Here is a 17,830-nt window from a genome sequence, read left to right as displayed (position 1 = left end):
AGGCTTCAACACGCCGATGATTATTCCTACTGGGATTGCTCAATTCTATCAAATTAGAGACTGCGGCTCAAGCCGCAATGTCGCTTTTCCGCCCCTGGCTAAAGCCGAGGGGCTACCAAGCTCCCGGAAACTTTACGTGTCGATCAGGTTCGAGACACTTGAATCAGAGTATGATCCGTCACTCTGGTTTGTCAAGTTTTTGACACAATCAATACTTTGATTTCTAACAAAAGTTGCAATCTCAGGGTGTTGTGAGATTTTATTTTTCCTGAGATTCCTTAAGCTGCTCAATCATAAAGCAGATTTGAGCTGACATCGATCGCTTCTGCTTATTGCAATACTGTTTAAACCACTCAAACAGTGGATCTGGAATTGTGATACTAGTCCGGCTCAGTTTTTCAGTCAAAGTACTATTTCCTCACGCGACGTATCCAGTATAGCTGTTGATACTATAAATATACAATATTATGAAATAATACTTAAAAAGATATTGCAAATAATCGTCAGTCGTATTAATATACAAATAAGAGAGGCGTTCCCACGACCAAGTAGACAACGCCTCTTTTACCCAACCTCTATTAAGGTCTTATTAAATATGATGCCACAAACCATTCTTTGTCAAACACCCACGACAGGCTTATTAAATTTAACTCACACTCGTCAACTTCCTTCGGTGGTTAATACTCCTACGCTTAAAACAGATGTACATGGACACCATCACTCTTACTGATCCTAATCTGTTGTGTCTGTTGCAACTGGCTAGTCCGGCTTTACCAGTGGGCGGATATAGTTATTCTGAAGGTTTAGAAACTTTAGTCGAAGATGGCGCGATCGCTCATCCAGAAAATCTCAAGCATTGGATAGAAATGGAATTGCGTTATGGGGCGATTCGCATCGAAGCCGCTGTGATGATTAGAGGCTATCACTCAGCACAGGCGAGAGATTTGGAGAATTTATCTAGTTGGAATAATTGGTTATCAGCGGCGAGGGAAACCGAAGAATTACGCGCTTCGAGTTTGGGAATGGGGCGATCGCTCATGCGTTTGCTAGTCGAATTACAACCACAAACTCAAGCGATCGCCGATGCTGTGGGTAATTCTTGTAATTATGCGATCGCTTTTAGTATTGCTGCTGCCCATTGGCAAATAAATATACAAGCGGCCTTACTAGGATATCTATATTCTTGGGCAAATAATTTAATTACCGCCGGAGTTAAACTCGTTCCTCTCGGTCAAACTTCCGGGCAAAAATTATTACTAGAACTACAACCTTTACTTAGTCACGCCACAACACAAATTCTCAATTTAGAAGATGATGAACTCAGTTGCTGTACTTGGGGATTATCTTTGGCGAGTATGAGACATGAAACGCTGTATACAAGATTATTTAGGAGCTAATCAATTTTGGATTTTAGATAGGACTTACACAATAACTCTCCCAAGCTCTTATTTCTTAGTGTCCTTTGTGTCCTTTGTGGTTAGTTATTTCATGATTTTGCGTAAGTCCTATTAGATTTTGGATTTTGGATTTATTATGCAAATGAATCGACTGACTCAACAAATTCAATTCATTATTGAAATTGACAAACTCAAGCAAATTTGGCGTCAAACTTTGCTGACAGATAGCTCACGTCAAGAAAACAGTGCAGAACATTCTTGGCATATCGCAATCATGGCGATAATTTTAGCAGAATATGCTCCACCAGAAACTGACATTCTACGGGCAATTAAAATGCTGCTCATTCACGATTTAGTTGAAATACATGCAGGTGATACCTTCTGTTATGATTTGCAAGGCAATTTAAGCAAAGCAGAAAAAGAAACCGAAGCAGCAAAAAAACTATTTGGACTTTTACCTGTAGATCAAGAAAGTGAATTACGTTCTTTGTGGGAAGAATTTGAACTACAACAAACACCCACTGCTCATTTTGCCGCAGCTTTAGACCGTATTCAACCTGTACTGCACAACCAACAAACTCAAGGCGGAACTTGGCGCATTCATAATATTTCCCGTGATCAAGTCATGCGGCGCGTAGCTCCGATAGAAGCAGGTACACCCAAATTATGGCCTTTTATTCAGCAATTAATAGATGATTGTGTTGCAGCAGGATATTTACAAACCCTTACCAAATGACCAATGACCAATGACCAATATTCAGTGTATTCACCATTTATTTTCTCAAAACTTGTTACATTGAGATTAAATCGCTTGACTGGAGTATTTATCCATGCTTGAGGCGGGGCAAATATTGCGCGTTCGCGAAGCGACTCCACAAGAGTCTCGCTACCAACTCAAACAAAAATTGGGACAAAATGCAGGGCGTCAAACCTGGTTAGCTGAGGATCTCGCAACTCAACCAGCAGAATTAGTCATAGTCAAGTTTTTAGCGTTTGGTGATCAGGTACATTGGGATGATTTGAAACTGTTTGAGCGAGAAGCAGATGTTCTCAAACAATTAAACCATGCTCGGATACCTAAGTATCGCGATTATTTTTCGATTGATGATCGTATTCTCTGGTTTGCTTTAGTTCAACAATATATCCCTGGTTCATCTCTCAAAGAATTACTCAATCAAAGACAAAAATTTACTGAAGAACAAGTCCGAAAAATTGCCTCTGACGTTTTAGAAATTCTGATTTATTTACACTCATTAATCCCCCATGTTTTACATCGGGATATTAAACCAAGTAATTTAATTTTGGGTGAAGAACAACAAGTTTACTTGGTTGATTTTGGTGCTGTACAAGATCGAGCTACAGCCCAAGGAGCTACTTTTACAGTCGTGGGAACTTATGGATATGCACCAATCGAACAATTTGGTGGTCGAGCCGTTCCAGCTTCCGATCTTTATGCTTTGGGAGCTACATTAATTCATTTAGTTACAGGTACTTCTCCCGCCGATTTACCACAACGAAATATGCGGATTCAATTTAGCGATCGCACTCATTTAAGTCCTCATTTTCTGCGTTGGCTAGAAACCCTCACCGAACCAGATGTTGACCAAAGGTTTGACACCGCGCTTCAAGCTTTAGAAGTTTTCAACAGTCGTCTAACTACTTACCCTCCTGGTATAGTTTCTCAACCTCATGGTAGCCGGATTCATCTTAAAAAAACAGCTAACTATCTAGCAATTAAAATTCCCGCACGAGGAATACAATCTTCCGATAGTTTTTTATTATTTTTTGTGAGTATATGGTATGGAATTCTGCTTTTGTTCACAAGAGGTATTTTTCATCCTTTTTTATTAATTCATTGGATGGTTGGTTTATTACCACTGAGTATGTTGCTATTTCCTGCTTTTGGAGAAGTATATATTCGTTTTGATCATAAATATTTTTTCATGGAGTGGGAATTATTTGGTCAATGCTATCGCAGAAAGCGAGGAAATACTTCAGCTATTCACGATGTGTGTGTCAGCCGTGAATCAATTTCTGTGAATCATCGACCCTTGATGGCAATTAGCATTGAAGCAGGAGTTCAAAAATACAAATTTGGTGCATTTAGTCCAGAAATAGCTGATGTCGAACAGCAATGGTTGATTAAAGAAATCAAAGATTGGTTAGGACTTTGACTGATTATTCCTTGAGGATACAATCCCCCTCCTGCCCATTCGGGGGCTGTGGAGTCAATCCAAAATATGCTTCCATATACTGCAAGGGATAAAACAAATCGATTAACATTTAAATCCACCAGAGACGTTACAGTGCAACGCTCTACATGCTAAAAATCAGGTTTATTTGTAGAGACGCGAAATTTCGCGTCTCTACTTACGTGAAAAATCAGCCTGCTCTAGTCGAAAATTTTATATTTAGCAAAATTTACTTAAAAATAACCGTAATTCTATGGTGATCTACTAGACTAGCTGCTAGAATTACTGTAGGTATAATTATCAAGCTGTAACTTGATAGTCGCCCTATATTTACTTAGATATTGCCTTTTAAATACTTAGACACAATTTAATTACACACATTATTTGTTTTTCTATTCCCCGTTCCCCATCTCTATTGCTGCTGATTGAGAAAACTATATAAAAATATACTTAGATGAAGCAATGATCAGTTTAATTGAGGCAGAAAATCATCACACAAGCACCACAGCCGCGATCGCAAGATTAGCTAGGGCGATTAACCTTTCCAAGGGTCAATTTTCCTTACTTTTAGCTTGCTGTAATTCTCACAACAAACAGCACTTACTGAGTTTGTTACATGAATTTTCACCAATGGCGATCGCTGAATTATCTTTGTCGGCTTCCGCAGAAACCCTGTATACCAGTATTACCAACACCCTTGGTTCTAATCAGCCCGAAGCTCTAATGGTACATGGTTTAGAGTCGGTGATCGCAATTAATCAACTCATCATTTCCACCAATTTAATGCGTGATGAGTTTGCTAAAAAGTTTCAGTTTCCCTTGGTGCTATGGGTAAACGATGAAATTCTGCGAAAACTGGTATTGTTAGCGCCAGACCTCAAAGACTGGGCGGCTACGACTATTAGATTTGATTTGCCCGATCATATTCTAGTCGGATAGCAAGCGATCGCATTTTTGTATTTTGGTATCTGTCCAAAGTGCAAACTTTCATCATTTCACAGCGAATTATCTTTGGAAAGACTCTGCGCCCCTCCGCGCTGACTTTGCGTCCCTCTGCGTTTAACTATAAATTTACATAACTACAATTTAGGAACAAAAGGTCAAACTATTTCCGTCCAGTTTTATATCTGTGTTGACAAAAAACACTTAACAAACATCCTGATTCACTCAACAATAGGGTGATATATAGATTTATCTTTGGATATTTCTGTTTGTTGTCATTAGTTAAGTTTTGACTAATGATTATAGCTAATTATTATTGAGTTTATTTGGCAGTATTTCCCATGAAAACCAGCATTAAAACTTATATTACCACCAAACAAATAAAATTTTTCACCGCTTTGATATTAACTGGCATTTTGTCTGTTGGTAGCAATTTCACATTATTAAAGAGTGCTACTGCTGCTCCCAGAAATATTTTGCCAGAAAAAGTAAATGAAATTTTAGACATCAATCATAAAAGTAACGGTTTACCTTTACCAGTAGCAAGGGCTGTCCTGCGAGATGTATCGCGCACTCAGGGAGTTCTGCCCAGTAAATTGAAAATTGCTGAATATCATCAACAAACTTGGTCAGATGGTTGTTTAGGACTGCCTAAACCAGATGAATTTTGTACCCAAGCTTTGGTTCCGGGTTGGCGGGTAATCGTATCTAATGGGACTCAAAACTGGATTTATCACACTAATAGTAATGGGCGTTCTTTACGTTTAGCTAATCCTGCTACTTCTGTAAATAACCAATCAAAAAATTTACCTACTTCTGTGAAAAATGCTGTTTTAGCTGCTGCATCCCAACTGACAAAGTTGCCTACTTCTAAAATACGCATTGTTAACTTTAAGCAAATTACCACAGATGGCTGTTTAGGTTTACCACGTCCTGATGAGGCTTGTATTCAGATTGCCCAGCAAGCTTGGGAAGTAAACTTGCAAGCAGGAAAACAACGTTTAGTTTATCGCGCTAATCGTGATGGTTCTCAAGTCAGACTCAATCAAAATGCAAGCAGTAGCGCTTTACCGAAATCTATATCTGATGCTATTTTGGCAGATGCAGAAGAAGAGTTAGGAGTACCATTTTCTCGACTGCGGATAGTTAGAGTAGAACGGCGAGAATGGCCAGATCGTTGTCTAGGCATTAGCGAACCACTGATTTTATGTGCGCCAAGTATTGTACCTGGTTGGCGAGTAACTGTCAGTGATGGAAAACAGCGTTTGGTTTACCGAGTTGGTGAACCAGATACGATTAGGCTAGATAAACAAGCTAGTAAAATTAACGTCAATAATAGTCTTAAACCTGTGCCAATTCCTACTAGTGAGTTACCACCGCTTTTAGAAAGTGGCGTAGTTTTCCGTCAAATTTCTAGTGGTGGTTTTGCTGGTAGAACCTACGAAACTGTTTTATTGGATGATGGACTTTTGATTCGGACTCGCATGGGTGATGCTAATGATTCTGAACGTAGTGTTCGCCGCGTTTCTTTACAAAAGTTACGACAGTTTCAGCAATTGCTAGAAGATAAAGGAGCCAACGAATTTCAGAATCTCAGTTATCCTGCGCCTTCTGGTGCAGCCGATTACATGATTTATACTCTGACTAGTAGCGATGGTACGGTTCAATACAACGATATTTCTCAGAATCGCTTACCGCGGAATTTACAAGTTATAGTTGCAGCGTGGAATCAGCTTATTAGAGAGGCGCAGGGCTAGTAGTTGTCAATTGCTTAAACTCCCTGCGAAACACCGAACCGAACGGAAGTGAATATTTTCCCGAAGTTGTTGCATTATTGGGCGCAAATCACGAGGTTGTGAAATTGGTTGAAAAAGCCTATCAATCTCCCATCGCTCGTGATCTAAACTAATAGCCCAAGCATTTAACCATACTGGTGATGGAAAATCAGCTAACTTCTCTGGCATTGTATCCTCCAATGCCAATAAGAATATTACTTGAGCTAATTCTTCAAAAAGTTTTATGCTAGCTAGATGGTCATCAATTAGCTCCTGCTCTGTTTTGTTAGTCTTTAAATTACGCGATCGCAATTCTTTTACAAAGGGAATTCGCAAATAATCTATAAACTCAAATGACGCCCGTCGCTTTGACTTAGCTAACCAATCTCTAAACAATTGATTCACGCGTTGTGCTAACAGGAAAAATTGTCCAGTTCCCTTGCGAACTTTGGCTCTCTTGTCTGAGTCAAGGAATAGAGAATTAAACATCAGGGGTGCGCTGAATGCCCATGCAGATAAGACATCCCAAATGTATTTCATTGCCATTACCATTTCATTGCCAAAACATAAGTAGGCGTTGTGAATATTTAACGTTACACTCTCGTTGTATGTTAAAAGAAAGCGATTAGCTTCATTTACTGTTTGCTGAGTTAGCTTACCCTCACGATCAAGTTCAATCATCTGGGTGATTAAGGAATTTCCAAAGCCAATCAGATCCGTGCCAGGAGAATAGAATGGATCAGCAAATACACCAGCTACACCCACACAAGCCCAGCGATTTACCGAAAATATTTGATTAGACGAGTAACTATACTGAGGTATTTTCATAAAGTCTACTAGTGGTTTGCTTCTTAAATGCAATGCCACTACAGGTTCGTGTTTTTCTAACCACTGGTATGCTTTTTCGTAGCTATGGTATGTCCTAAAAGGATGAACATCTTCATTGGTAACAATTCCAATACTTGTGTATCCAGTAGACAAAGGAATTAACCAGACCCAGTATCCTTCACCACACAAATGATTTGTGGAGTAATAACGGTTGTTGTTAGGAACTCGCTCATGCCACTGCTTCTCGGTGCTGGGAACAAAATCGCTGACATCAAAACGACCTTCTATGCGAAACCACACAGCACTAAATTGGGAGTTTTTGGGTTTAGCTAAACCAAGCTTACTTTGTAGAAACCGACGATAACCCATAGAGTCAACTACCCAACGAGCTTGAATGGTTTGAGTTATTTTATTATTTCCTTGAATATATAAAATTTGGTGCAAATTTTGTGAACTTGTAGCCAGCTCAATGTCCTTAACCAAACAATGTTCTAACAACTCCACACCCGCCTCAGCATTCAAGGAGCGTAAATCATTCTCCAGCTTGCCTCTATCTATTTGATAAGAATTAGGTAGATGAAATTCTGAAAGCCCAATTTCAGGTCGTTTGTGGAAGGGGCCGCTTGTGTCACCAAGGAAATACCGAAGCCCAAGTTTATGAAGATGATGCTTTTCAAGATAATCTTCTAATTGCACAACATTAGCTAGATAATAAGCACCCACTTCAACAGATGATTCTCCGACTTTAAAACTAGCCTCTGGTAGGGGACGACCCAGCCTGTCAATAACAACAACTGAGATGTCAGGCATTTTTAACTTTAGCTGTCGTGCCAGAGTTAACCCAGCTAAACCAGAACCACAAATAGCAACATCATAAATATTCTTGTGCATGATCAACCTTCCTCTTAATGACTTTGCAAAAAAATGATAATTTTACAATTGAACAAAAAGCGTTTTAGGTGTCTATATGGTTGCCAGTTTAGCAATGCTCTTTTGATACTTAGTTTGTGCCTCGTCTAAGCAATCCCTCAACTTCTTTGCTAATACTTGCACATGAGGTTCTTCAAAGATAGAAAAGTGATCGCCCGGTATATCGTAGATTTCCAAGCCTCCACCCACGACTTCGCTCCAGCCATGTTGGGTATCCCGGTTGTACCAATCTTCAGATGTAGGTAAATACAGCTTTGTAAATGAAGCTGGTTGACTTGCTCGCAATAAGGTTACACAACCTGGATAGGTCTGCGCTTTATAACTCCTTTTAGCTTGCATATTAGCCTCGGCAACTAATTCGTTTCGGAGATTTCGCGATAGGGGACGACCAAGGCTTAGATAAAGCCTACTGATTATTTCCTGTACCTCTCTTTGAAGAAGCTCATTCACCTCATTTAAGAGAGATTTAGATATACCGAGTTGGAAAAGGTATGTCCAGTAGTGCTGTCGCCTAAAAGACAATCGTGGAAAACAATCTAGACCAAAAGTGTCAAACATCATCAAAAACGCCACTTGCTGCCCTTGCTTGTACAGCTGCTGCGCCATCTCGAAGGCTATTGTACCCCCCATCGAGTTCCCTGCTAGAAAATAAGGTCCTTCTGGCTGAAGCGTACGTATTTCTTGAATGTAGTGCGTTGCTATATCTACCAAATGAAAATATGGTAACTCTTTTCCGTCAAGCCCTTTAGCCTGCAATCCATAAAGAGGTTGATCTGAACCTAGATATTGGGATAACTTCCGAAAATTGAGAACATTACCCTGTTGACCATGTATGCAAAATAAAGGTGGTTTAGTACCGCTAGGCTGAATTGGTACTAATGAAGACCAACAAACTGAATTGACTTCCTGACTGAGAACTTTAGCTAGCTGCTCTACCGTGGGCGCTTGGAGTAAAGTCGTTAATGGCAGAGTCTTATCAAATATCTTCTCAATTTGAGCAAACAGAGACATTGCTAGCAATGACTCTCCCCCTAGTTCAAAGAAGTTGTCTTTTACACCGATAGATTGGATACCTAAAACCTGAGTCCAAAGCTGGGTTAATTGGAGTTCCAACGGACTCCGGGGTGCTATGTAGATTCTTTTTTGGTTAGAGCTTGATTTTCCTTGCTTTTTATTGATCAATTGCTGTTGCTCTGCTTTATCTAAAGGCAGCAGTAACAAGATGGACTGTTCTGGATTGATAATGATATTTTCCAACACAGTCTGGAAATGATTCAGCATTTGGAAAATAGTAGTGTCATCGAATAAATTCGCATTGTATTTCAAGATTGCACTCAGTGTACCTTCTTCTTCCAGTAAATAAAGATACAAATCAAAATCGGCTGTTCCACTATCAATATCCAAACTCCTCACGGTTAAACCAGGCAGTTCAAAAGTTTGTATGGCAGTATTTTGGAGACCGAACATTACGCGAGACAGAGGAGTTTGAAGCAAATTAAGGGATTTTACCAATTGTTGTACTGGCAGGTCTTGGTAAGCATAACCTCCTGATGTAATTTTACGTACTCGCTTCAGTAACTCTCGAAAGGTAGGGTTGCCTGAGAGGTCAGTACGCAAAATCAGCAAGTTGACAAAATAACCAATAAGTCCTTTAACTTCTTTCCGATTGCGGTTAGCGATGGGACTACACAAGAAGATGTCCTCTTGCTCTGTATAGCGATGCAATAACACCTTGAAGGCAGCTAATAGCGTTACAAAAAGAGTTGTGCCTTCTTGACGACTCAGTGTCTTGAGTTTTTTCGTTAGTTCCTCTGGTAGTACTAACTTCTGGTGGGCGCTTCGACGAGGTTGCAAGGTAGATCGTTCCCGATCTGTAGGTAGTTGTAGCTCACAAAGGTTGTTACCAAGCTGCTGCTGCCAATATTCAAGTAGCACCTCTAAAAACTCTCCTTGCAACCATTGGCGTTGCCATGCAGCAAAATCAGCATACTGTATGGGCAGTTGAGGAAGAGGAGAAGGCTTTCCAGTAGAGAAGGCTTCGTATAGTGCTGACAATTCTTGAAATAAAATCCCTTTGGACCAAAAATCAACGACAATGTGGTGAACGGTTAGGAGCAACACATATTCATCTTCGTCTAGATGCAGCAATGTAGTTCGCAAAAGTGGCAGTTGATTCAGGTCAAAAGGCCGCTGAACTTCTTCCTTTATTAACTGCATTGCTTTGGTCTCTCGTTGGTCTGGAGAGATATCTTGTAGCTTAATGATTGGTAAGCTTAAAGTCAGTTCAGGGTGAATAACCTGAATTGGTTTCCCTTCAAAGGATGAAAAGGTAGTTCGTAAAGCTTCGTGGCGTCGCAAAATTTCGTTGAGACTCTGCTGTAGTACAACGACATCTAGCTCTCCTGTAATCCGAAAAGCTGAGGGCATATTGTAAGCAGATGCTCTCCTAGATTCTAACTGCTCCAAAAACCATAACCGTTCTTGAGAGAAAGACAGAGGAAGGTTATCGTTACGTGAAATTGGTACTAACGGAGGAGCCTGATTCTGCAAACTAATTACAGTTTTAATTGCCTCCCAGAGGTCTTTCTGAGCTTCTTGTGATGACTTAGTCTGGTTGTGTTGCTTAATTTCTAAAGCAGAATGAGCATTTTGATTCCTATTGTGCATCGTTTCTAGTGACATACTAGAGTATCCTTTGTCCTTTAACCTTTCCCCACCTACACCCATCAAAGTTGGTTCGTGACTTCCTAGTGGTCTGGCAAGTCAACTTTGCTGGGTAGACTTTCTCCGCGTCTCCGCGTCGTACTACACTCAGCAATTTTCGGTTGCCAGACCACTAGCTAGTAGAAATATGTTGTCGCAATTTAGGAAAGTTAATTATGTAGTCTGTATTGCAAGTATGATTAAATATCAGGAACACCACATTTGCAAACAGAGATTAGATAATTAACTTACCAAGAATTTCTAATCTTTTTACACGAATCAAGATTGAGGCAAAAATCCTATAATCCTTTCTTTCTCCTGATCATTTCAATAATATTTGCTATGTTTTGAAAATTTTCAAAGTTAAATTCGCTTGTTTCCAACTGAATATCAAAGTTATCTTGCAGACTTGAAACTAGCGTCATCGCATTGATTGAGTCTAGTCCAAGACTAAAGATGTCAGTATCATCTGCAATGTCTTCATTACCAACATCTGGCAATAACTCTGAAACAATATTTTTAGCTTTTTGCTTTAGCTCTTCAACTGTCATAACCCTCTCCAAACAAAACTACTAAAATCTTGCTACTCCACAAAATGGTCTTGCGATTCTCAAATTATGCAGTTGTAAACACTTATCCTATGGTCGTCAGTAAGTTTCGGACAGGAGTTCCAGATACAACCATCCCACAAGTGTGCAATGTGATGTTTCTATCTGCACTGAAATTTTTATGAGCAGATAGAATTATTTCTTCTGTTTCTTCCCAACCTATACATGCATCTGTTACAGATACACCGTACTTTAATTTTTGCAGTTCTGGAGAAATCTTTTGATTTCCTTCATACAGATTTGACTCAAGCATCATACCAACTATGGATTTATTTCCATCTGCTATTTGCTGGAGAACATTGTTAAAAACAGTACTCTGTAGCTTATGATTTTTATAGGAATTTCCATGACTACAATCAATAACAATTCTCTGAGGCAAATTAAGTTCCTCTAGCTTTTTCTCTACCCAAGCTACAGTTGCGGCATCAAAATTAGGTTGACCACCTCCTCCACGTAAAATGATATGACCATAGTCATTTCCTTTTGCTCTGAAAATACAGACTTGACCTACTTGATTAACCCCTAAAAAATGGTGAGATTTATTAGCTGATTGAATAGCATCAAGAGCAACTTGGATGTTACCATCAGTGCCATTTTTAAAGCCTACTGGCATGGATAACCCACTTGCCATCTCACGATGGGTTTGAGATTCAATAGTACGAGCTCCAATCGCAGCCCAAGAAATTAAATCAGAGAGATATTGTGGTGTTACGGGGTCTAAGGCTTCTGTAGCAGTAGGTAATCCCAACTCAGCAATATTTATCAGCAAATTACGTGCCGTCAACAACCCCTTCTCAATGTTAAAAGAACCATCTAAGTCAGGATCATTGATTAGCCCTTTCCATCCTATAGTAGTTCTAGGTTTCTCAAAGTAAACTCTCATGAGAATGAGCAGCTTATCCTTGACCTTATCAGCAAGGGTTTTCAATTTTTGTGCATATTCCAGAGCTGCCTTGACATCGTGGATGGAGCAGAGACCAACAACAATGAATTTTTTGGAATCTTTCCCGTCAAGAATATCTTTGACAGCTTGTCTACCTCGCAATACAGTTTTTATAGCAACCTCGGTTATGGGCAATTGCTCTTTCATCTGCATTGGAGTCATTAAAACACTCCAGGATTCAATATTAGTATCAAGTATCTTGCTAATGTCCATAACACTCAAGAAAGTTACGAATTTTTGAGCTACATTAGAGCTACTACTGAAATTCCTGCTCACTAAACTAAAGCTTTTCGCAGGACTTTCCCCAGAGGACTCTTAGGAATTTCATCACGGAATTCCACAATTTTCGGAACTTTGAATTCTGCTAAACGTTCTTTACAGTAAGAAAATATTTTTTGTTCATCACACTGTTTTGGTTCCTTAAGAACAATAACAGCTTTGACAAGTTCACCCGCATAAACACCTTTAACACCAACAACAACAACTTCCTTAACTTGTGGGTGTATACTCAAAATGTTCTCTATCTCTATTGGATCAACCTTGCGACCCCCTGTGTCAATCAATATTTTCTTTCTACCAGTGATATAAAGACGACCTGCTTCATCAATTTTTCCTAAGTCACCTGTAAAAAATGCTCCATCCTTAAAGGCTTGTTGGTTAAGATCAGGTATATTGTAGTACCCATTGGTAAGAGCTTGACTTTTGATGACTACCTCGCCACTTTGTCCTACAGGTAACTCATTACCTTGTTCATCAATGATTTTGATTTCCACATTTTTCAGAGGAGTACCTACTGAATCCCAAGTTTGTTCTGGATTTTCATCTAGATTAATGCAGACAGAACCTGCTTCTGTACAACCGTAAAGCTGTCGAATAGGAACTCCAAACCTTTGCAGAAACTTATTGAAAATATCCTTTGCTAAAAAGTTTCCTGCACAGATGCACAATTTCAATGTAGATAAATCCGTTTTAACACTGACAGGAGTTTCTGCCAAAGAATTGAAAATATAAGGTACACCAGGAAGAATGGTGATCTTCTCAGCTTTTATCAGTTCCAATACTCTTGGACATTTAAAGACAAATGGTATCTCCATTGACACACCATTGTGCGTGGATTGCTCTAATATAACTAGTGTTGCTCCATTGCCAGTAGCAGCTAGTAAGCAGTTGCCCAAACCGTGAGCATGGTATAAAGGCACAGTACATAAAATATTGTCTGATGATGTAACTTTCACGCTTTGGGTAAAGCTTCTCAACTCGTGATATAGATTCTTCTGAGTTCTACATACTTTCTTGGGTCTACCTGTAGAACCAGATGAATACTGGTAGAGTACAATACCTTCAAAAGATAGTGTACTTTCATAAACTTCTTTGCTTTCTGGAAGAATTAAGTCGTAGAAATATTTTGCTGGAGCTTGAACCTGGTCTATGACAATTAACTCTATTTTCTTCCCCAAATCAGAGATAATCTTTCGGCATATATCAGCGCGTTGAGAATCAGTAATGATGACTTTGACATCACTATCATTCAGATAGTAGCTAACTTCTTCTGCCTTAAACAAATGATTAAGCGGAAGAATAATTGCATTTAAGCGAGCGATCGCATAAAAACTAACTATGAATTCGGGGCAATTAGGCAAGAAAAGCGCAACACAATCCCCTTTTACAACACTGATAGAACTTAATCCTTTACTAAAGCTTTTGATTTTAGAGTAAAGCTTTTGATAGCTGATTTTAGTCTGATCATAAACAATCGCCGTCTTCTCAGGATGATTCGACACAACCTCAGCTAATAATTGCGTCAACATACTAGTACCTCACAATCTTCAGCAAATATAAGTACTAAAATCACCGAATAGATAAACCATTTAAAAGCTCTCCAGATAATAATTTTCAGGAAATTTCTCAGTGATCATCATGATAGGCTTGCGATTATTGATTACTCGATAAGTCCGAGAAAGCATGTTGTCGTGTGGCTGAATATGAAAGTATTCAGCTAAATTTTCCGCAAGTTCTTTGCTAGTATCCAAAATTTCCTTAAATGTTTCCACTCTTAACTCAAACCAGAGCTTGCCAATTGGCATCTTAGTTTCTAGGAGGGCTTTTCTAAATTTTTCATCTAGCTTTTCAGGCACAATAATTGAGTCTCCATAAAGAAAGTTCTTTCTGCTAATTTTTCCCTGAAGCAGAATCTTTCTTACAAGGACTTCTGTTCCTTCTTTCAACTCCATCGTTGGAATATCATGAGCCAGTGAGACAAGTTGCTCAAATAACTTAACTACTCGGATCTGTTCAGAAGCGTAATACTCTAATATATCTGTAACTGTTCCGTTTGTTGTCAGCAAAATCCTTTGAAAAGTACTCAGATTAGATGGCTCTATATTATTGCGACTTGGAGATTCCTGTGAATCATTTTTTAGGATAGAAATTGGTAAACTGACTTTATCCTTCAAGTCAACAGTTGATAAAGATTCCTTTTGAAAATGCATCATAACTAAATACCATCCTTAATTATCAATTAGTTTACTTCTCTGAGAAAACATCCCTTTCTCTTATAGGAATTAAGCATTAACAGAAAAAATCAATTGCGGAGTGGTAATTCTCAACCATTGAAGTGAGATGAGAATTTTTCTCCTGAAATAGGCAATGACTACTCAATCTAAACAAAACATTTTCATCGGAAACGTGGGACTCGGTGTCCCACATTCCATTGTTTATTGGTTGCCTAATTCACCTTAGCCAAACCTAGCTGTGGTGTCGTAACGATATAAAGTCCTTCAACAGCAGATTCTTTTGATAATGAGAACAGACCATTTAACCGACTAACAAACTGATTACTAGTAAGCAATTTTTCCTGTTCTGTCTTATCTAAATCATTTGCTGTTTGCTTGTGACGAAGAGACCAATTTTCCCGTAACCGCTCTGATAACTCTAGAAATAGCTCTTCTGAGTTTTCCTCAGCGTCTGACATATCTTCCATACCGGAGACCACATTCAAGAACATTTGGTGTAATTTTTCTTTGTCTTTGTCGCTCTGGCGAGTTTTAGTCAGTTGCTGAGCCTGCCAAAAATAAGATTCCTTCTTACTATTTTCGTAGAAGGCTGAAACCATTGCCATCAAACGCAAGTAAGCTTGCTTATAAGTTCTTTCAAAGAAGGAAATTGCTTCCTCTTCAGTAATATGTTTGCGTAAGACACTTGCTAAACTTGCGGCGCTCAAAAGTCCACTAAAAGTGGCAAGGTGTACTCCAGTTGAAAGCAAGGGGTCTAAAAAGCAAGCAGCATCCCCAATCATGAAGTAACCTTGACCAGCAAAATAGTCAGCTACGTAAGAGTAATCCTGCTCAGAACGCACTTCTGATGCAAGCTCTCCTGGCTCTAATAACCGCTTTAGGTCTAAGCTTTCAGCAATACCTTCTAAATAAATTTCTTTCAGGCTCTTAGAGCGTTTTTCCTTATAGATGGTTTTATGGACGACTAGACCCACACTGATTGTGCCATCGTGCAGTGGAATTCCCCATAACCAACCATCTTTGAGAGATTCAATAATAATAGCTCCCTCTCTACCGTTGTCCAGCCTGTCAGCGTTCTTCCAATATCCCCAGATAGCTACATTTTGAAATACCTCATGATATTCTCGATTCTTTAAGTAACGATTGGCCATCAGACCATAACGACCAGTTGCATCAATCAGAAAGTCGAAGAATATCTCTCCTGTCTGACTTTTGTCATTAGTTTGAGACCAAGTTGCACTTTTTGGTCGCTCATTCTCGAAGGACAAGTTAGCGACTTCTGTTCCTTCAAAAACCTTCACGCCCTGACTTTTGGCATGGTCTAAAAGTAATTTATCAAACTCATCACGGCGTACTTGATAACTGTGTGTAACGTTACCTGATAAATCTGAGAAATTCAAATCCCAATGCTCATCTCCCCAGTGATAGTGACCACCAGGTTTGTACTGAAAGCCATAAGCATCTATCTTATCTCTAACACCAAGTAAGTCTAGAACTTTTAGTGACGAAGGCAGCAGGGATTCTCCAATGTGGTATCTTGGAAAGACTTCTCTTTCAAACAGAGTTACATCAAAACCTTCTCGAGCTAATAGAGTAGCGGCAGTGGTTCCAGCTGGTCCTCCACCAACAACTAGTATTTGTGTAGATTTAGGCAAATTAGACACTATATTCTCCTTATAATCTGCTACGGTCATAAAGCTTCAGCCTCCTGAATGATTAAGTAGTCATTGATAGACAATAAAAAGCCATGATGTTAGAAAAACTCCAGACTTCTTGCACAAGTAGTGATAAAGGGTAAGGGAGAAGGGTTAAAAGGATGAAAAAATCCAGCGTTGCATAATTGCAGGATGATTTTTGGAATTTGCATGGATCAATCATCACCATACCTGGGCGTCTTTGCATCTCTGCGTTAGTCTCAATCATCCAGTCATTGACTTTGGTGGCGATCGCGACCTTCGCCATATTTGGCATAAATTCAAACTTTCCATACCATGGCTAGAATCGATCATAGTTGGCAGGTGAGTAGGCGACCACAAAACTGGTACAGCTGAAAGACCAAGTGCAGGTATAATGGCAATCAAAAGGGCGCTTCCCTTCTGCAAAGCAAAAAGTCGGAACCTGAGTTAGGAAAATCTGCAAGGCGAAGTAAGTTATTTTTGACTAAATAACTCTTCTACTCGCTGACGAATTGCTAGCAGACTCAGTGGTACATCATGGCTTAAAATGTGTTCAACTAGTGCCAATGGGAAGATAGGTTTTGGTACAACTAAAAAGTTATAGATAAGGTCAACTCCAGCTTTTTGATCTGACGATTTCCAAGGTTCTAACTGCCAGTAGCCAGACAAAGCTTTGAAGTCTCCCTCGATTAGCTGGTAATGAATCTCGTAGGGAAACTTTTCTTCCACATCGAAAACTGAATGGGCTGAAAACTTCATGCCCATAAAACTTTTGCTGCGAACTTGTTCTATACAAGTGCCTCCAGTCGGATGCTCCAATCTTTGGCTCTGTGTTATGTTAGGCATGAATTTAGCAAAAGCTTCATAGTCTGTGAGAACTTGCCAGACTTGCTCTAATTGATAGGGAATCTGAATTTTGGCAAAGATCCTCCGTTGCCGTCCCTCAAGCTTTTCAATTTTTATTTTCACAGCTTCTAGAATAGCTGGGTCAGTAGCAGAATTTAAGGTTTTTGATTCCATTTCGGTCTTAAAGTCATCAACGGCTGGAAAATCTGATTTTTGGTTAAGGTCGTATGTTTTGCTCATCTATAGCTCCTGTCAATGAAATTAGAAGCGAGGTTTTGCTACAACTCTATAGTCCTGTGGACACACCATGAGTGCTGGTTGAGGAGCAATACTCACTTTCTCTCCAGGCACCTTTTCAAATTTACATTTATGCATAAGGTTAGTGAAAAAGGTAAAGATCAGAAGACGTCCTATATACTCTCCTATACACCTACGCGATCCAATTCCAAATGGATAGAACTTATCAAGAAGGTTTTT

17 protein-coding genes are annotated in these 17,830 nt (G+C 39.3%); 6 read left to right on the top strand and 11 right to left on the bottom strand.

The genetic code is table 11. From position 1 onward, the window contains the following. Positions 1-220, top strand: a 220-nt coding sequence (locus tag ACE1AT_RS26105) for a hypothetical protein (protein WP_374873710.1), incomplete at its 5' end; no start/stop codon positions are given. Positions 221-259: 39 nt separating this feature from the next. On the opposite strand, the gene ACE1AT_RS26100 is transcribed toward ACE1AT_RS26105, so the two are convergent. Then, a complete protein-coding gene (locus tag ACE1AT_RS26100) occupies positions 260-406 on the bottom strand; it encodes a CopG family transcriptional regulator (RefSeq protein WP_374873708.1) in 147 nt (48 codons plus the stop codon). 301 nt (positions 407-707) lie between these two features. On the opposite strand from ACE1AT_RS26100, the gene ACE1AT_RS26095 reads away from it, so the two are divergent. The 5 genes from ACE1AT_RS26095 (at position 708) to ACE1AT_RS26075 (ending at position 6,288) form a co-directional block, all read left to right on the top strand. Next, on the top strand, positions 708-1,397 hold the full coding sequence (locus tag ACE1AT_RS26095) for an urease accessory protein UreF (RefSeq protein ID WP_374873706.1): 690 nt from the start codon (positions 708-710) through the stop codon (positions 1,395-1,397). 136 nt (positions 1,398-1,533) lie between these two features. Next, positions 1,534-2,133, top strand: coding sequence for an HD family hydrolase (locus ACE1AT_RS26090; protein WP_374873704.1), 600 nt, complete (start codon positions 1,534-1,536; stop codon positions 2,131-2,133). Between the two features lie 94 nt (positions 2,134-2,227). Continuing rightward, positions 2,228-3,571: a serine/threonine protein kinase gene (locus tag ACE1AT_RS26085; RefSeq protein WP_374873702.1), complete on the top strand. Its 1,344-nt coding sequence runs from the start codon at positions 2,228-2,230 to the stop codon at positions 3,569-3,571. 480 nt (positions 3,572-4,051) lie between these two features. Then, complete coding sequence (locus tag ACE1AT_RS26080; RefSeq protein WP_374873700.1) at positions 4,052-4,528, top strand: hypothetical protein; 477 nt, start codon at positions 4,052-4,054, stop codon at positions 4,526-4,528. A gap of 344 nt (positions 4,529-4,872) precedes the next feature. Further along, a complete protein-coding gene (locus ACE1AT_RS26075) occupies positions 4,873-6,288 on the top strand; it encodes a hypothetical protein (RefSeq protein WP_374873698.1) in 1,416 nt (471 codons plus the stop codon). Between the two features lie 6 nt (positions 6,289-6,294). Here the strand turns inward: ACE1AT_RS26075 and ACE1AT_RS26070 are convergent, their stop codons facing one another. From ACE1AT_RS26070 to ACE1AT_RS26025, 10 genes are all read right to left on the bottom strand, one after another. Next, entirely contained in the window at positions 6,295-8,025 is a 1,731-nt protein-coding gene (locus ACE1AT_RS26070) for an NAD(P)/FAD-dependent oxidoreductase (RefSeq protein WP_374873696.1), read from the bottom strand. Between the two features lie 72 nt (positions 8,026-8,097). Beyond that, positions 8,098-10,746, bottom strand: coding sequence for a condensation domain-containing protein (locus ACE1AT_RS26065; protein ID WP_374873694.1), 2,649 nt, complete (start codon positions 10,744-10,746; stop codon positions 8,098-8,100). 320 nt (positions 10,747-11,066) lie between these two features. Continuing rightward, on the bottom strand, positions 11,067-11,318 hold the full coding sequence (locus ACE1AT_RS26060) for an acyl carrier protein (RefSeq protein WP_374873692.1): 252 nt from the start codon (positions 11,316-11,318) through the stop codon (positions 11,067-11,069). Positions 11,319-11,400: 82 nt separating this feature from the next. Beyond that, a complete protein-coding gene (locus ACE1AT_RS26055) occupies positions 11,401-12,531 on the bottom strand; it encodes a 3-deoxy-7-phosphoheptulonate synthase (RefSeq protein ID WP_374873690.1) in 1,131 nt (376 codons plus the stop codon). A gap of 62 nt (positions 12,532-12,593) precedes the next feature. Further along, on the bottom strand, positions 12,594-14,126 hold the full coding sequence (locus ACE1AT_RS26050; protein WP_374873688.1) for a class I adenylate-forming enzyme family protein: 1,533 nt from the start codon (positions 14,124-14,126) through the stop codon (positions 12,594-12,596). Positions 14,127-14,186: 60 nt separating this feature from the next. Continuing rightward, positions 14,187-14,810 carry a chorismate--pyruvate lyase family protein gene (locus ACE1AT_RS26045; RefSeq protein ID WP_374873686.1) on the bottom strand — a complete coding sequence of 208 codons (624 nt, stop codon included), beginning with the start codon at positions 14,808-14,810 and terminating at the stop codon, positions 14,187-14,189. 233 nt (positions 14,811-15,043) lie between these two features. Beyond that, complete coding sequence (locus tag ACE1AT_RS26040) at positions 15,044-16,525, bottom strand: NAD(P)/FAD-dependent oxidoreductase (protein ID WP_374873684.1); 1,482 nt, start codon at positions 16,523-16,525, stop codon at positions 15,044-15,046. 22 nt (positions 16,526-16,547) lie between these two features. Next, positions 16,548-16,802, bottom strand: a complete 255-nt coding sequence (locus ACE1AT_RS26035; RefSeq protein ID WP_374873682.1) for a hypothetical protein — start codon at positions 16,800-16,802, stop codon at positions 16,548-16,550. A gap of 179 nt (positions 16,803-16,981) precedes the next feature. Beyond that, on the bottom strand, positions 16,982-17,593 hold the full coding sequence (locus tag ACE1AT_RS26030; protein ID WP_374873680.1) for an SRPBCC family protein: 612 nt from the start codon (positions 17,591-17,593) through the stop codon (positions 16,982-16,984). 21 nt (positions 17,594-17,614) lie between these two features. After that, positions 17,615-17,830 (bottom strand): cytochrome P450 (locus tag ACE1AT_RS26025; protein ID WP_374873678.1); only part of this gene is annotated, 216 nt, incomplete at its 5' end.

The sequence above is a fragment of the Pelatocladus sp. BLCC-F211 genome (genome assembly GCF_041928655.1).
Classification (GTDB): domain Bacteria; phylum Cyanobacteriota; class Cyanobacteriia; order Cyanobacteriales; family Nostocaceae; genus Pelatocladus.
This window is presented reverse-complemented; position numbering and strand designations above follow the sequence as displayed.

What these genes read in the sequence shown, in the direction of transcription:
- ACE1AT_RS26095 (WP_374873706.1), top strand. Translation starts at nt 708, where the DNA reads ATGGACACCATCACTCTTACTGATCCTAATCTGTTGTGTCTGTTGCAA.
- ACE1AT_RS26090 (WP_374873704.1), top strand. Translation starts at nt 1,534, where the DNA reads ATGCAAATGAATCGACTGACTCAACAAATTCAATTCATTATTGAAATT.
- ACE1AT_RS26085 (WP_374873702.1), top strand. Translation starts at nt 2,228, where the DNA reads ATGCTTGAGGCGGGGCAAATATTGCGCGTTCGCGAAGCGACTCCACAA.
- ACE1AT_RS26080 (WP_374873700.1), top strand. Translation starts at nt 4,052, where the DNA reads ATGATCAGTTTAATTGAGGCAGAAAATCATCACACAAGCACCACAGCC.
- ACE1AT_RS26075 (WP_374873698.1), top strand. Translation starts at nt 4,873, where the DNA reads ATGAAAACCAGCATTAAAACTTATATTACCACCAAACAAATAAAATTT.
- ACE1AT_RS26070 (WP_374873696.1), bottom strand. Translation starts at nt 8,025, where the DNA reads ATGCACAAGAATATTTATGATGTTGCTATTTGTGGTTCTGGTTTAGCT.
- ACE1AT_RS26065 (WP_374873694.1), bottom strand. Translation starts at nt 10,746, where the DNA reads ATGTCACTAGAAACGATGCACAATAGGAATCAAAATGCTCATTCTGCT.
- ACE1AT_RS26060 (WP_374873692.1), bottom strand. Translation starts at nt 11,318, where the DNA reads ATGACAGTTGAAGAGCTAAAGCAAAAAGCTAAAAATATTGTTTCAGAG.
- ACE1AT_RS26055 (WP_374873690.1), bottom strand. Translation starts at nt 12,531, where the DNA reads ATGGACATTAGCAAGATACTTGATACTAATATTGAATCCTGGAGTGTT.
- ACE1AT_RS26050 (WP_374873688.1), bottom strand. Translation starts at nt 14,126, where the DNA reads ATGTTGACGCAATTATTAGCTGAGGTTGTGTCGAATCATCCTGAGAAG.
- ACE1AT_RS26045 (WP_374873686.1), bottom strand. Translation starts at nt 14,810, where the DNA reads ATGATGCATTTTCAAAAGGAATCTTTATCAACTGTTGACTTGAAGGAT.
- ACE1AT_RS26040 (WP_374873684.1), bottom strand. Translation starts at nt 16,525, where the DNA reads ATGACCGTAGCAGATTATAAGGAGAATATAGTGTCTAATTTGCCTAAA.
- ACE1AT_RS26035 (WP_374873682.1), bottom strand. Translation starts at nt 16,802, where the DNA reads ATGCCAAATATGGCGAAGGTCGCGATCGCCACCAAAGTCAATGACTGG.
- ACE1AT_RS26030 (WP_374873680.1), bottom strand. Translation starts at nt 17,593, where the DNA reads ATGAGCAAAACATACGACCTTAACCAAAAATCAGATTTTCCAGCCGTT.